Origin of the sequence: Bacillus cereus group sp. MYBK195-1 (assembly GCF_051916605.1) — a bacterium.
GTDB lineage: Bacteria > Bacillota > Bacilli > Bacillales > Bacillaceae_G > Bacillus_A > Bacillus_A cereus.
Genome location: NZ_JBQAGZ010000004.1, coordinates 301,991 through 317,369, shown reverse-complemented (window position 1 = coordinate 317,369; position 15,379 = coordinate 301,991). Strand labels below are relative to the sequence as shown.

Below are 15,379 nucleotides of genomic sequence, written 5' to 3'. Positions count from 1 at the left end.
GTGCTACTAAAAACCGCAAGGTTTGTGGCACTCTAAGTATCCAAAATATTGGTATCTTTTATTTTTTTCTCTTTCGTGTTGCTTATAATCCAACTGATAAAATGCAAACAGGATGAATGATTATAGAAGAACCAAAACAACCGTGTCATTAATTAACTATCATTTTGTGTTTTGTCCACGATACAGAAGAAAGATTTTTCTTAATACAAAAGTAGAAGAACGTTTCAAAGAGTTGGTTCAAGAAATATGCGGAGAATTGGATGTTTCTATTGTTGCAATGGAATGCGACAAAGACCACGTTCACTTGTTCTTAAATACACCACCAACACTTAGTCCTGCTGATACAATGGCAAAAATTAAAGGAGTGACATCAAAACGTTTGAGAGAAGAGTTTCCTCATCTTCAACACTTGCCGAGCCTATGGACGCGTTCTTATTTTGTTTCTACTACTGGAAATGTATCAAGTGAGACAATAAAACATTATGTTGAAAATCAAAAAACGAGGGGGTGAAACTTGTGCCACAAACCATCACAGTTAAAGTTAAATTGCTTCCAACAAAACAACAAATCATGCTATTGGAACAAAGTAGCCACGAGTATATAAAAGTCATTAATGCCCTTGTATCTGAAATGATTGAATCAAAGAAAAGCACGAAGAAAAGTACAAAGGATATTGAAGCCAATATCCCAAGTGCGGTGAAAAATCAAGCAATTAAAGATGCGAAAAGTGTGTTTTCTACAAAGGTGAAAAAGAGTAAATACAAAATCGTTCCGATTCTAAAAAGACCTGTTTGTGTATGGAATAACCAAAACTATTCATTTGACTTCACGCACATTTCAATTCCGTTTATGGTAAACGGAAAGTCAACTCGTTTAAAGGTTCGCGCTTTATTAATAGACAAATATAATCGCAATTTTGAATTGTTGAAGCACAAGTTAGGTACACTCCGTATCACGAAGAAATCTGCTAAATGGATTGCTCAAATATCTGTCACGATTCCTACAAACGAAAAAACGGGAACAAAGATTTTAGGAGTAGACTTAGGTCTTAAAGTTCCTGCGGTAGCCATCACAGATGATGATAAAGTTCGTTTCTTCGGGAACGGTAGGCAAAACAAATTTATGAAACGTAAGTTTCGCAGTGTTCGCAAGAAGTTAGGAGAAGCTAAGAAACTGAATGCCCTTCGTCAACTTGATGATAAAGAACAAAGATGGATGCAAGACCAAGACCACAAAGTAAGTCGTGTAATCGTTGATTTTGCAAAGGATAATAATATTTCTGTCATTCGATTAGAGCAACTAACGAACATTCGACAGACGGCACGAACAAGCCGTAAAAACGAAAAAAATCTACACACTTGGTCATTCCATCGTTTAGCACAATTCATCGAGTACAAAGCGACATTAGTTGGCATAAAGGTCGAATATGTGGACCCTTCTTATACAAGTCAAACATGTCCGAAATGTTCTGAAAAGAACAAGGCGCAAGACAGAAAATACAAGTGCCAATGTGGATTTGAGAAACATCGTGATATCGTTGGGGCGATGAATATTCGCTACGCAACTGTGGTTGGCGGTAATAGTCAATCAGCCTAAGAACCTATATGGTCTGTCTTAGGAGGGGTGATGGCACACCCTCATCTTGAAGGCTGTTCAAAACAGAAATGGACTGCGAATGCTTAGTCATTCAAGAATCCCATCCGTTACACCGTAAGGTGTAGGACTTGCGGCTTTAGCCGTGGGAGTGTCAAAATTTAATCATTATACTTTTTAACTATATAGCTTCAATTTAGAATGATGTACCACTAAAAAAATAAAAGAAAAGGCACCCCTGCTGCAAGGTGCCTTTTCTAAGGGGTATAACTCATTAGCTAAGCGGCCGTTGGTCAAGTATACCGCCTTAGACTATTACATGAGTTATGTTTTTATTATACATTGATCATATCAAAAATATTATCATTAGTGAAATTAACTTCTATTATTTTTTAATTTTAAAGCTGCCACCATAATAATAATAATAATTTTCTCCAAGTCTCATAACAGCTACATATGATCCAGGGTCATAAACTGATGTAATTGGTGTTACAAATCTACTATAATTATGCGCAGTATCAGAATCATAAAATGTTTTAGGAGTCTCAACAACATCACCATCAACTTAGGGGAATAAGTTACCCCCAAACATAATTAAATTCCAGGTCTATAAAAACAACAAATTTCCATTTAGAGGGTACTTTAAAATCTTAGCTTGATAGCAAAACATATACTTATATATAAGGGAGTTACCTAAAATAGTTCTCCAGTCATTACAGTCATAAACTCCTTAAAAAACTTTTCATAATTCATTTGTATTGCAATCCTATGTTTTGGACGATTACCGAATGTTTCCGGTTCAAAAGTAGATCTAAAATCTCCTATACTTTGTCCTCTTACAGTATCAAGTACATGAACTGTCACTGCTGATTGATGGTACGTAAAAATATCATCACGATTAATCGCAATTAAAGTAAGTGCATCATGAACCGGGCTACCTTGTATTCCAGGAACTTTTTTTTGATAAAATTGATAATAGTAATAGTCTAAAAGAGGCTTTAAAAATTTAGTTTTCCCTTTAGAGTGGATATAATTGACCATTTCCGGTGTCACAATAGCCGATTGTGTAACATTCAAAGGATAAATTGATAGATTCTTTGCGTATCTCATTACAATATTGGCTGATCCAGGATCGCCATAAAAATTAGCTTCAGCAATGGGAGTAACATTTCCTGGATATAGAAAAGCTCCTCCCATAATATAATAAGAATGTACATATTCCATCACATCACCATAAAGGAGAAATAAAGTTGCAAGTGAAGTTAGCCGCCCGGTATTCACGATAATAAGTTCATTTTTATGCTGCTTAATAAGTGTGAGCACCTCGAAAAAATTCTCAAATGTCTGAATCTCTAGTCCTGTGTAAATGGGTCCTATCCCAAATTTACCGTGAACTTCTGGATAAAAAGTTTCAGCTTCTGAAGACATGGAATGCTCCGCCCCACCAAAAACTTTTACATATTCTTTACCTACACTTTTAAGTAAAAAGCGAACATTTCTAACAACTTCAGCTTTAGGTACGTTCCCATAGTCTGCAACAATTCCTATAACATCAATTTTATCTGTCAAATGCGCATATATGATAGCTATCGTATCGTCAATTCCGAAATCCCCAAAAAACAGTACTTTTTTCCCCATACAATATTGCTCCTTAATTTTACTAGTTTTCAAAACAGATTATAATTATGTATCGTAGGATAAGATTGTTCTCATGTTTATTTGTAGTACGGTATATGAATGAATTCATCAAGTTAACATACACTTTCGTTAATAATGAGCAAATTCCTTTTGTATGAAATGAAAGAGTATAGAATTACTAACCTTAACAAGTTTTTTCTGATACCCTATACTCATTATGTGGTCCTCAAAATGATTAAAATACGTTATCTTTTCCTATGATTTTACAGAAAGAATAGCGTATTTTTTCATTATTGATACAATATAATTACCTATTAAAATTATGAGAAAACAGAATACACATTTAGGAGGAGAAATACTTTGGAAATAGATCAAATAAAGAATATCCTAAGAAAAAGAGCAATTATCTTTCAAACAGGAGGGAAAAGACCCGAGTTATCTATAAATGAAAGTTGGATTGGAAAGATTCCTTATTCATTACCAAATGAAACTTACCCAATCGACCGCTATGAAGAAAAAATGTATGCAATCATGATGCTTAATTTAACTCAAGTACCTTTTGTTCCAGAAGCAGTAAAAGATATGAAAGCCATCGCAGTATTTCTTTCTCCAAACTTTGCTAAAGACTTGACCAACTTATCAGGGAGTTTTTGTATTAGAGAATATGATTCTTTAGAGGAACTAGTACCAAATGAGATGTCACTTACGTTTCCCAATCTAAAACCTTTTCCCTTAATACCTAGATTAGTAACTGATGAGTTTCCACAATGGGATACGGAAGATTTTCCAAACAACATGCAAGATAGAATTTTAGAACTTGAAAACACAATTGATATTGACTACTACGAGGATATTTTTGAAGAAAATCATTACATACATAAGTTAGGTGGCTATGCTTGTTTTGCCCAATCAGGTATCCAATGGCCCGCGGATTATGAATATATTTTTCAAATAACAGATGACCCAAAAGCACATTTAAAGATTATTCATGGCGGCGGAATTTATTTTGCTAAAAATAGTAAAACTAATGATTGGATTGCACACTGTGATTTTTTATAGGAATAAGAAATAAAGTAACGTTTTCTTATGTGAAATCTTGCTTAGCTTATATTCTCGTTAAAATATTGGCGGTATGTCTACAAAACTACACACATTAATGGATTAAAAGGAAAAAGAGAATTTACAATGAAGAAATATGTCAAATTAGAGGTGTCAGCTAGATCACCTAGTCTCATTGGTTAAAAGAACTTGAATAAAGTTCTTTTTTTATTTTTAATTAATGCCAATGGTGACACCTCATACCTAATATCGTTTTCGTATCCCTATAATCGTTCTTTCATTAATAATACTCTAGTTAATAAATATCTTGAAAATAAATTGTTAAATTTATCAATTTGATAACCTAATCCCACAGAGTAGTAAAGGATGAACAATTAGACATGCATATAATACGATCTACGTAAAAAGGCGAAAAGCCTATCTCTTGTGTTGATAAAGCTGTAGAAATATAAAACAGAATATTCTGTTTTATATTTCTAAAACTTCAATATATTTACATATTTAGGAAACGAAGTTATGTTTGTGATGATATACAATAAATGGAGGGAAGGGATCTTATTATGTTTAAAAAAGTAGTATTAGGGATTTCGTCGTTAGCAATCACTACATTTGTAGGTTTAGGAATGGCAACAGAGGCATCTGCTGGTCCTGCAGCACCATTATCTTCATTAAACGTTGTACAAGTAGAGTCTGAGCAAGGTGGGATAGAGACTATCAATACTAATAGCTTTAGTACAACAAGAAACCATGGGGGAAGTTACCTATATATTTACACAAAAGAAATTGGATATGGACAAAATCCGATTGCAAAAATGAATGGTTCAGCAGTAAAGAGTATTGGATCAACTGTAATTGGCGGCAACCCAATTGTTGGTTGGTATTATAAGTGGGATGCATCTGGACATCAACAGGGGACATTTGAATATCAAAAAACCTCTATTAATTTCCCATTCAATACAATGCGCACTTCACTTTATATACAATAAATAACCAGGGGTAAATTATAGGAATAACTATTAAGGTACGAGTTCTAATGGGTTAGTTTATTCTTTAAATTGAATACTATTTCTATAATACTTTTCTATTGTTTTATGACTATGTTACCCATTTGTAAAAGTTCATAGTCATGATAGCTCTACGGATCTATATAAACATAATTTTGGAGAATGGAAACCTTTAATTTTTAAAAAATACAGAATAAGAGGAGTTTTAGTATGAAAAAACAAAGTCTAGCTATAGCTACTATTCTATCATTAGGTTTAACTGTATTTGGTGGTACTACCTCTACATTTGCGATGACTGAGCCAAATGATAATGTGATGTTTCAATTCACATCAAAATATATAGGAAATATACCGTCAAAGCCCAAGGACTGTAATAATGTAGACAAATATAAGCTGTGTACAAACAAAGAAGAAGCTGATGCTTGGGGAAAAAAACAATTTAGTAAGTGGAGCAAAGAAGAGAAATCGGCCATAAGAGATTATACAAAAAATGCAAGGCCGTATAATGAATTCTTAAGGACGCATGCGGGTAAATTAGATTCTGATCCTACAATGAAGAAAAAAATTGAATCCTTAGATAAAGCATTAAATAGAAAAGAGGCAAAAGTGAATGACAATATAAAAGTGTATCGAGGGGATGATGCATGGATTTTTGGAAAGGAGTATGATAATTCCATAATAAAAAATGGCAAGGTTGATAGAGAGAAATTCAAGGAAATACAAAAAAAATTCCAAGGAAAAACAATAACAGAATTTGGATATATAAGTACTTCTATACTTATTGATGCCGGATATGCCAAAACAAGACCAGTTATGACAGAATTTAAGGTAGGCTCTGGGACTCATGGTGCTTATATGAATTCAGATGACTTGACTGCATATCCAGGGCAATACGAATTATTATTGCCAAGAAATACCGTCTATAAAATTGAAAAAATATATATAGCTATAGATAACAATACCCAAAAAGAACAAATAAAAGTGGAGGCTACAATTAAATAAATCTAATGAAGTTAAATTTTTAAAAATAAAGTGATTCAGAATAACTATATAAATCCGAATACGCAACGCATGTAAATAATCCAAATAAAAACCGTAAGGATTTCTAATCTTTACGGTTTTTATCATTTTAGCCAAGAAGACTCCTTCCTCAAGGAGCGTGAAGGGTTACAGCCCAGTGAGTAGGCGGGAGATGAATTGGCTTCGAACAAGGGATGGCAGGGATCCATCTTAATTGTTCGACATATATAAAATGTTACTGTGCTATCTATCGAATATATTTTAGATAAGTTTAATTTGATATTCTTGAAGCCAGCTATTCACTTGAAGTAGATAATCAATTAAACCTCTAGCCTCATTACCAGTAATGATTTCATCTGTACCTAGTGCAATTGAACGAACCTTTTCTACGTTAATAAGAGGTAGAATAGGAGAGGTATTATTGTTTAATACATCTAGCATCCATACACTAATTCCTTGTAAATAGGCGTTATCTTTTGTACTTGGATATGCACTTTTTTTACGATAACATACATCTGTGGGAAGAACAGTTTGGAAAGCTCGACGTAAAATTCCCTTTTCAATATTATCGATACTTTTTATTTCAAACGGTACATTCCAGAGATATTCAACCAGTCTATAATCACAAAATGGAACACGTACTTCAAAACCTGTCATCATGCTAGTACGATCTTTTCTCTCTAACATAAAAGGTAGGAATCGCGTAATAAACATATAAGACATTTGACGTTGTTTTGCTTGTAAATCATTTTCTCCTTCTAAAAAGGGTATTTCATTTACAGCTTCTTGAAAACGTTGTTTTTGATAGTTGATAGGATTTATTTTTGTTTTTAAGTCTTCTGATAAAATTTCTGTAATATAAGAATAGTTTACATTCCAAGGGAAAATATCCGCTTTTAAAAACTCTTCTTGATGGAACCAAGGATATCCAGAAAAAACTTCATCGGCTGATTCTCCTGAAAGGGCTACTGTAGCATCTTTTTTTATTTCTTTAAAGAGAAGATACAAAGATGTTTCAAGTTCCCCAACACCTGGTAAGTCACGAGCCCTCATTGGAATTAATAAATTTTCAATGAGCTTTTCAGATCCTAATTCAAAAGAATGATGTTGTGTTCCAACATGCTCAGATACACGTTTTACCCAAGGTTCATCCCGATCACGGCGAAGAAAATCTTCTTCGAAATCTCGTTCTTCATTTGTAAAAGTTAGAGAATAAGTATGAAGTGTCTTTCCGATTTGTTTGAATTCATTTCCTGCTAATCCAGTTAAACCACTGGAATCTAAGCCTCCTGATAACATTGTAACCACGGGTCTATCGGCAACTAATTGTCGTTTCACTGTATCCTCTAAAATAGATTGAATTGTATTAACTGTAGTATTTATATCATCTGTATGTGGTTTGCTTTCTAGCTTCCAGTATTGCTTACTTTCAGTTTTATTAGAAGTAAACAGAATGTAGTGTCCTCCACGCACTTCATGTAAATCTTTAAATACTGCATGACCAGGTGTTCGCATTGGACCAAGACAGAAGATTTCGGAAAGTCCTTCTGTATCCACTTCTGCTTGTACATTTGGATGAGAAAGTAATACTTTTATTTCAGATCCGAAGATAATCGAATTATCACGTTGTGCAAAAAAGAGTGGTTTCACCCCTAAATGATCACGGGCTAACATGAGTCGCTGTAATTTCTCGTCCCAAATACCAAAGGCGAAAATCCCGTTAAGGTGTTGTACACAATCTTCTTTCCATTCTAGATATGCGTGTAATAATACCTCGGTATCTGATTTTGTTTGAAATACATGGCCCAAATGCTCTAGTTCAATACGTAGTTCTTGGTAGTTATAAATTTCTCCATTAAATGTTAGTGAAACAGTTGTCTCCTCATCCTTATACAACATGGGTTGTAGACCACCTTCAGGATCAATTACAATAAGACGACGGTGACCAAAAGCTGCATGTTTAGAGAACCAAAATCCTTCTGCATCTGGTCCACGATGTATAATAGAATTTGTCATGTTTTTTAAAGTTTCTTTTTGTTTAGAAAGGTCCATTGACCAATCAACCCATCCCGCTATTCCGCACATATATAATACCTACTTTCCATTTGATTAGTAAACATCATAGTATTTCTATAAATTTTTTGTTTAGTAATAAGTTTTTAATCATATTAATAATGCTTATTTAAATGATGCATATCCTTGATTTTTAGTTGTTTTTAGTTGCATTGCCTGCTATCTAGATACCAGCTAATAGGTGTATCAACAATTGCTTGTGCAATTGCAAATATCCGTATTCCATAATCGTCTTACTCTAAAGTTGCTGATTTTGTCATCATAATAACAGCACCCTTTGAAACAGGATAAGCATAAGTACCTATTGATGCTAGAAAACTAAAAACAGAGGCAATATTAATAATTACACCATGAATATGTAATTCACGCGTTTTTTAGCGGTGCCAATAATACCATAGGTTCCGCCGTGTTGATTGATATAAATGATACGATGGTAATCATTCAAGTCATATTCTAAAACAGCAGTGGGATAGCCAATACCGGCATTGTTAAACATAATGTAAATTCTTTCAAAAGCTTGAACAGTTTTTTCTATTAATCACTCAGTTCCTTTAAACTTTGAAACAATTGTTTTTATAACAATCGATCCTCCAACATTTTCCTGGTTGGCTATAGCGGTTGCATTACCTAGCTCCACATTAAAATTAGCTATTACACCTTGATTTTCTTTTGAGCAAACTTTTATGTAGTTTCTTTACCAATTCTTCTGTCTCAACCAGTGATAAAAGCGACTCTTCTCGGGTTTAGTGTTATCCATCTCCTTTATTTTTATATAATGAATGTTAAATGTGTTTATACAAAATTGTTATTAATTGAAAGATTAATAACAACTATCTGTATTGTAACTCTATTTATAATTCATTAAAATTTAGATATATTTACTAATAATTAAGTAAATCTTAATAAAGGGAGTATTAAGATGAATTTTGAACAAATAGAGTATATCGTAGCGGTAGCGAATACTGGATCATTTACTAAGGCTGCACTCCAGTCTCACGTTACTTTATCAGCAATTAGTCAATCTATTTCCTTGTTAGAAAATGAACTGGGAGTAAAACTCTTCGCACGTTCACGAGGGTTGGGGGCAGTTCCGACTTCCGAGGGGAAATCGATTATAAAAAAAGCTAGTGATATTCTACTACAAGTAAAAGAATTGAAAGAAGAAGCGCAAATCTACAATCATACTTTAAACGGGGAGTTAAGAATTGCGACAATCCCTGGACCTATGCATGTACTAATAAATATAATTTCGACATTTAAAAAGGAGCATCCTTATGTAAATATAAAGGTTTATGAAAAAGATCATAAAAAAATACTAGAAGACCTTCAAAAAGGCGAGATTGATATTGGATTTATTGCATCATCAGAGAAGTTTAGAGAGAGGCATAATAATTTTACATTTAAAAAAATAATAGACGTTAAAATAGTTGTGGGAGTTAATAAAAATTCTCCACTTGCATTAGAGAAAATCCTTGTACCAGAACAGTTAGTAAATCAGGATTTGGTTTTATATGATGATGAATACATTCGGGATAGCATTAATAAGTTATTTTCTAAGTATGGGAATGTGGATATATTATTCATCTCTAATAATACGCAAGCAATAGAAAATGCAGTGAAGCAAGAACTAGCTATTACAATTGGATTGGATTATTCATTCAAACATAATCTATTAAATAATCAAAAAGAAATGGTTTCTATTGTATTAGATGTACCTAACCTTGAGCCTCTGTCTTATGGATGGGTCCTTAGTAAAGACAAGCAACCTTCAAACATACTAGTGAGGTTCATTAATAAGCTTCAGTTTGAGTAGAAGATTGGTTTAAATTGTTTAGTAGACGGTATAAATGAACATTATTAAAAATTAAGCTATTATTATCTGAGGTCCCTCCACATCGCTATCAAGATCGAGAAGCCAATTTTAAAGTTGAGCCAGTGGAATACAAAGGCGTTTCATATTCATTTTTGTGAATTTTTGTAACTGATTACGAATATTATATTCAACCATTGTGAATTATATTGCTAATACAATTAATAATCTAAAAATAAAAGGATCGGATATTGAGATTAAAAAAATCCAATACCCTTTAACTTTTAATTATGCCAGTAAAAGGCTAGAGATTAACTATTGAAATAGATAGTCTCAAGTCTTTTTTATTAGTGGGGAGAATAGGGGTTTATAAGGAGTGCTTAATATTCAATTATTTGTTAAATTGTTATTTGAAATATATAATTAAATCTCATGAAAAAATTGTGATATAAAGCACATAATATTTTTGAAATTCATTAATTTTAATATGAGGTGTATAAAATGGGGAAATCTCGCGAACAAACAATTGAAAATATTTTAGAAGCGGCTAAGAAAAAATTTGGAGTGAGTGGATATGATGGTACAAGTATCCAAGAAATTGCAAAAGAAGCAAAGGTGAATGTTGCTATGGCCTCGTATTACTTTAACGGAAAAGAGAACCTTTACTTAGAGGTATTTAAAAAATATGGTTTTGCAAAAAAACTACCAAATTTTCTTGAAGAAACGCAGCATAACCCTAAAACTGCTCTAAGACAATATTTAACTTTCTTTATTGCACATATAAAACAACATCCTGAAATTGGAACGCTTGCATATGAGGCAATTATCAAAGAAAGTTCACAATTAGAAAAAATAAAACCATATATTATTGGGAATTTTGGACAATTAAAAGAAATCTTATTGGAAGGGAAAGAACAAGGGGTTTTTCATTTCTTTTCGACAAACCATGCGATTTATTGGATTACCTCTATAGTCTTATTTCCGAAATTTAAAAAGTTTATTGATTCGATGAATCAAAGTGATTCCGACGATATGCAAACAGAGTGGATAACAGATGATCTTGTAAACAGAATTATTTCTTCATTAATACATAATCCTACATTATAAAATATCCTTTATTTAAAAATGAATCTACAACTGATTCAATTTCCCGATTCATGAAATTACTAAAAAGTATTTGCAGTTATACCCACTGGTATTTCACATCCTTAAATAATTGTAAGTGCCATTATTTAGAATGTATCGGTATAAAAGTACATAATTCTTTTTTTAGATGATAAAAAATTAAAAACTGCTAGTGCCCTATGTATGTGTTGAATAGGATTAGTTACGTTATAATTTATAAGTTTATAAATTACATAGGTAGAATTTTTAAACATTTTACATTTCTAAATAAAGTTAAAAATCCACATCCACACCTACAGAGGTATTGGTGGGTTTGGATTTTTTTAATTTTTTAGAGTAAGTGACTAAGATTTCTATGTCATAGGAGGGCTCTTAATACAGTATGCATATTGTAAATTGTGTGTATACAAACATGAGGTAGTATCTCACTATATAGATATGTGATTAGGTATATTTTATTTGATGAATTATAACTATTATCTCCAAATATCTAACGAGACCTTACTAGAGATATTGGATTCGTATAACGAATATGTAAATACCAAACAAAAAAATTAAATAATTCATATGAAAGGATGGGAAGAAGATAGTAATTTAATAATGTTACTCCTTGAATTATATTATCTATAAATGCATTTAATATAATATGAAATATTACATATTTAAATAATTACTGTATGTAAAATGTTATATTCTTTGATGGAATATATAATTGGAGGAAACATTATGAACAAGAATTTAAAATTTACTCAAATGATGATTGGGATTAGTACGGTGGCATTATCATTTGGAAGTATTCAAACACAGGTATCAGCAGAAGAAAAAGTACCCTATAATATCTTACAGATGAAACCAATTGGGACAGAAACTTCAAAAGATGAAATCGTACATGCTACAAAAACTGACGAAACATTGACTTTTGAAGAGCGTTTAAAAGTAGGCGATTTTTCACAACGTCCTACTCTGGTTATGAAACGTGATGAAATTCAATTAAAGCAAAGCTACTCTCTGGCAGAACTGAATAAAATGCCTGATAACGAACTCATTGATACACTCTCAAAAATTTCTTGGAATCAAATTACTGATTTATTTCAATTTAATCAAGATACGAAAGCATTTTATCAGAATAAAGAACGCATGAACGTTATCATTAATGAATTAGGACAACGAGGAAAATCGTTTACGAAAGAGGACTCAAAGGGCATTGAAACATTTGTTGAAGTATTACGTTCTGCTTTTTATGTGGGATATTATAATAATGAATTAAGTTACTTAAAAGAGAGAAGCTTCCATGACAAATGTTTACCAGCATTAAAAGCGATTGCAAAAAATCCCAACTTTGCATTAGGTACAGCCGAGCAAGATAGAGTAGTAGCTGCGTATGGAAAATTAATTAGTAATGCTTCTAGTGATACTGAAACAGTACAGTATGCGGTAAATATTTTAAGACAATATAATGATAACCTTTCTACGTATGTAAGTAATTATGCAAAAGGACAAGCTGTATATGAAATTGTAAAAGGAATTGATTATGATATACAGTCTTATTTACAGAATACGAATAAGAAACCTAATGAAACAATGTGGTATGGAAAGATTGATAACTTTATAAATGAGGTTAGTAGAATTGCACTCTTGGGGAATATAACAAATGAAAATAGTTGGTTAATTAATAATGGCATTTATTATGCAGGACGTTTAGGGAAATTTCATAGTAATCCAAACAAAGGATTGGAAGTTATTACACAAGCGATGAACTTGTATCCTCGTTTAAGTGGAGCATATTTTGTAGCCGTAGAACAAATGAAAACAAACTATGGTGGAAAAGATTATAGTGGAAATGCAGTAGATTTACAGAAAATACGTGAAGAAGGGAAACAACAATACTTACCTAAAACATATACATTTGATGACGGATCTATTGTCTTTAAGACGGGAGATAAAGTAACAGAAGAAAAAATTAAGAGATTATATTGGGCAGCCAAGGAAGTAAAAGCACAATATCACCGTGTAATTGGAAATGATAAAGCACTAGAACCGGGTAATGCTGATGATGTACTAACAATAGTAATTTATAATAATCCAGATGAATATCAATTAAATAGACAATTATATGGATATGAAACAAACAACGGTGGAATTTATATTGAAGAGAAGGGGACTTTCTTTACATATGAGCGTACGCCAAAGCAGAGTATTTATAGTTTAGAAGAGCTGTTCCGTCATGAATTCACTCACTATTTACAAGGAAGATATGAGGTTCCTGGTTTATTTGGAAGCGGAGAAATGTATCAAAATGAACGTTTAACCTGGTTCCAAGAAGGGAATGCAGAATTTTTTGCAGGATCTACACGTACAAATAATGTTGTTCCGCGTAAAAGTATTATAAGTGGCTTATCATCTGATCCAGCAAGCCGTTATACAGCAAAGCAAACTTTGTTCGCCAAATATGGATCTTGGGACTTTTATAAGTATTCCTTTGCACTGCAGTCTTATTTGTATAATCATCAATTTGACACATTTGATAAGATTCAAGATTTAATCCGTGCAAACGATGTGAGAAATTATGACGCGTATCGTGAATTATTAAGCAAAAATACACAATTGAATGCAGAATATCAAGCATATATGCAGCAGTTGATTGATAATCAAGATAAATATAATGTACCGCAAGTAACAAATGATTATTTAATTCAACACGCACCAAAGCCGTTAGCTGAAGTGAAAAACGAAATTGTAGATGTAGCAAATATAAAAGATGCACAAATTACAAAATATGAGTCGCAATTCTTTAATACATTTATTGTGGAAGGCAAGTACACAGGTGGTACATCAAAAGGTGAGTCTGAAGATTGGAAAGCGATGAGTAAACAAGTAAACCAAACTTTAGAGCAGTTATCCCAAAAAGAGTGGAGTGGCTATAAAACAGTTACAGCTTATTTTGTAAACTATCGTGTAAATGCAGCTAATCAGTATGAATATGATATTGTTTTTCATGGTGTTGCGACCGAGGAAAAAGAAAAAACGAGTACTATAGTAAATATGAATGGACCATACAGCGGGATAGTAAATGAAGAAATTCATTTCCATAGCGATGGTACAACAAGTGAAAATGGAAAAGTTATTTCTTATCTATGGAACTTTGGCGATGGTACAACAAGTACAAAAGCGAATCCTACCCACGTATATGGAGAAAAAGGAACATATACTGTGGAACTAACTGTGAAAGATAGTAGAGGAAAAGAAAGTAAAGAACAGACAAAAGTTACTGTAAAACAAGATCCGCAAACAGGCGGTTCCCTTGAAGAAGAGAAGCTACTCCCGTTTAATACGCTTGTAAAAGGAAATCTGGTTACTCCTGATCAAACAGATGTTTATACGTTTAATGTTACAGATTCAAAAGAAGTAGATATTTCTGTAGTAAATGAACAAAATATTGGGATGACATGGGTACTTTATCATGAATCAGACATGCAAAATTACGTAGCTTGTGGTGAAGATGAAGGAAATACTATAAAGGGGAAATTCGTAGCGAAACCAGGCAAATATTATTTGAATGTTTATAAATTCGATGATAAAAATGGTGAATATTCATTATTAGTAAAATGAATTTATTTCCAACATATATATAAGGGTTTTCTTTAGGAGGAGTCTGTTACGATAGACTCCTCCTATTTTTTTATTTATAAGGATGAAACTAAGCTTCCAACCTGTGTTTCGATTGGGAGGCATACAGATGACACTTCAGGATTTAGTACTTTTGCTGAAGTACACCTGGCGGAGAACGCATGTTTGTTGTCGGGTTTGAGTAATACGCAAAGCGCTAACAGTCAAGAATCTTCTTCCGTTTGGTGAAAAAGAAAAAATTTACGTTATTGAAGAAGTACTGTAAAAGTTAGTTGTTTTTATAAATTAAAGTAACAGGAATATTAGGTCCAGATTTAAAGAAAGACCTTTATAATCGAATATACATATCGAATGATATAATTAATTATTCTGAATCCTTTTGATAAATATAGTGCAGCATTTACCTTTTATTACCTGTTGTGTTAATATG

11 protein-coding genes and 1 pseudogene are annotated in these 15,379 nt (G+C 32.5%); 8 read left to right on the top strand and 4 right to left on the bottom strand.

What is annotated here, in order from left to right:
* The first annotated feature begins 112 nt into the window (after nucleotides 1–112).
* Nucleotides 113–511 (top strand): IS200/IS605 family transposase, encoded by a 399-nt coding sequence (tnpA, locus tag ACTFRY_RS19890; protein ID WP_074593961.1) that lies wholly within the window; start codon nucleotides 113–115, stop codon nucleotides 509–511.
* Between the two features lie 5 nt (nucleotides 512–516).
* Nucleotides 517–1,596 (top strand): RNA-guided endonuclease InsQ/TnpB family protein, encoded by a 1,080-nt coding sequence (locus tag ACTFRY_RS19885; RefSeq protein WP_440032412.1) that lies wholly within the window; start codon nucleotides 517–519, stop codon nucleotides 1,594–1,596.
* Between the two features lie 382 nt (nucleotides 1,597–1,978).
* Here ACTFRY_RS19885 and ACTFRY_RS19880 read toward each other — a convergent pair.
* Nucleotides 1,979–2,131, bottom strand: a pseudogene (locus tag ACTFRY_RS19880) (DUF5065 family protein); the annotation flags it as partial.
* Between the two features lie 155 nt (nucleotides 2,132–2,286).
* Nucleotides 2,287–3,231 carry a nucleoside hydrolase gene (locus ACTFRY_RS19875; protein ID WP_086391475.1) on the bottom strand — a complete coding sequence of 315 codons (945 nt, stop codon included), beginning with the start codon at nucleotides 3,229–3,231 and terminating at the stop codon, nucleotides 2,287–2,289.
* A gap of 360 nt (nucleotides 3,232–3,591) precedes the next feature.
* On the opposite strand from ACTFRY_RS19875, the gene ACTFRY_RS19870 reads away from it, so the two are divergent.
* From ACTFRY_RS19870 to ACTFRY_RS19860, 3 genes are all read left to right on the top strand, one after another.
* A complete protein-coding gene (locus tag ACTFRY_RS19870) occupies nucleotides 3,592–4,290 on the top strand; it encodes a DUF1963 domain-containing protein (RefSeq protein WP_368661210.1) in 699 nt (232 codons plus the stop codon).
* A 560-nt stretch (nucleotides 4,291–4,850) separates the two neighbouring features.
* Nucleotides 4,851–5,276 carry a DUF4879 domain-containing protein gene (locus ACTFRY_RS19865; protein WP_069604261.1) on the top strand — a complete coding sequence of 142 codons (426 nt, stop codon included), beginning with the start codon at nucleotides 4,851–4,853 and terminating at the stop codon, nucleotides 5,274–5,276.
* 228 nt (nucleotides 5,277–5,504) lie between these two features.
* Nucleotides 5,505–6,296, top strand: a complete 792-nt coding sequence (locus tag ACTFRY_RS19860; RefSeq protein WP_069604262.1) for an ADP-ribosyltransferase — start codon at nucleotides 5,505–5,507, stop codon at nucleotides 6,294–6,296.
* A 279-nt stretch (nucleotides 6,297–6,575) separates the two neighbouring features.
* Here the strand turns inward: ACTFRY_RS19860 and asnB are convergent, their stop codons facing one another.
* Both asnB and ACTFRY_RS19850 read right to left on the bottom strand, forming a co-directional pair.
* Nucleotides 6,576–8,399, bottom strand: a complete 1,824-nt coding sequence (gene asnB, locus ACTFRY_RS19855) for an asparagine synthase (glutamine-hydrolyzing) (protein WP_440032411.1) — start codon at nucleotides 8,397–8,399, stop codon at nucleotides 6,576–6,578.
* A gap of 221 nt (nucleotides 8,400–8,620) precedes the next feature.
* Nucleotides 8,621–8,728 carry a hypothetical protein gene (locus ACTFRY_RS19850; RefSeq protein ID WP_369126851.1) on the bottom strand — a complete coding sequence of 36 codons (108 nt, stop codon included), beginning with the start codon at nucleotides 8,726–8,728 and terminating at the stop codon, nucleotides 8,621–8,623.
* Between the two features lie 578 nt (nucleotides 8,729–9,306).
* Here ACTFRY_RS19850 and ACTFRY_RS19845 point away from each other — a divergent pair.
* The 3 genes from ACTFRY_RS19845 (at nucleotide 9,307) to colA (ending at nucleotide 14,931) form a co-directional block, all read left to right on the top strand.
* Nucleotides 9,307–10,200: a LysR family transcriptional regulator gene (locus ACTFRY_RS19845; RefSeq protein ID WP_086391473.1), complete on the top strand. Its 894-nt coding sequence runs from the start codon at nucleotides 9,307–9,309 to the stop codon at nucleotides 10,198–10,200.
* 498 nt (nucleotides 10,201–10,698) lie between these two features.
* Nucleotides 10,699–11,304 (top strand): TetR/AcrR family transcriptional regulator, encoded by a 606-nt coding sequence (locus tag ACTFRY_RS19840; protein ID WP_074593956.1) that lies wholly within the window; start codon nucleotides 10,699–10,701, stop codon nucleotides 11,302–11,304.
* A gap of 744 nt (nucleotides 11,305–12,048) precedes the next feature.
* Nucleotides 12,049–14,931, top strand: coding sequence for a collagenase ColA (gene colA / locus ACTFRY_RS19835; RefSeq protein WP_440032410.1), 2,883 nt, complete (start codon nucleotides 12,049–12,051; stop codon nucleotides 14,929–14,931).
* The last annotated feature ends 448 nt before the right edge of the window (nucleotides 14,932–15,379 follow it).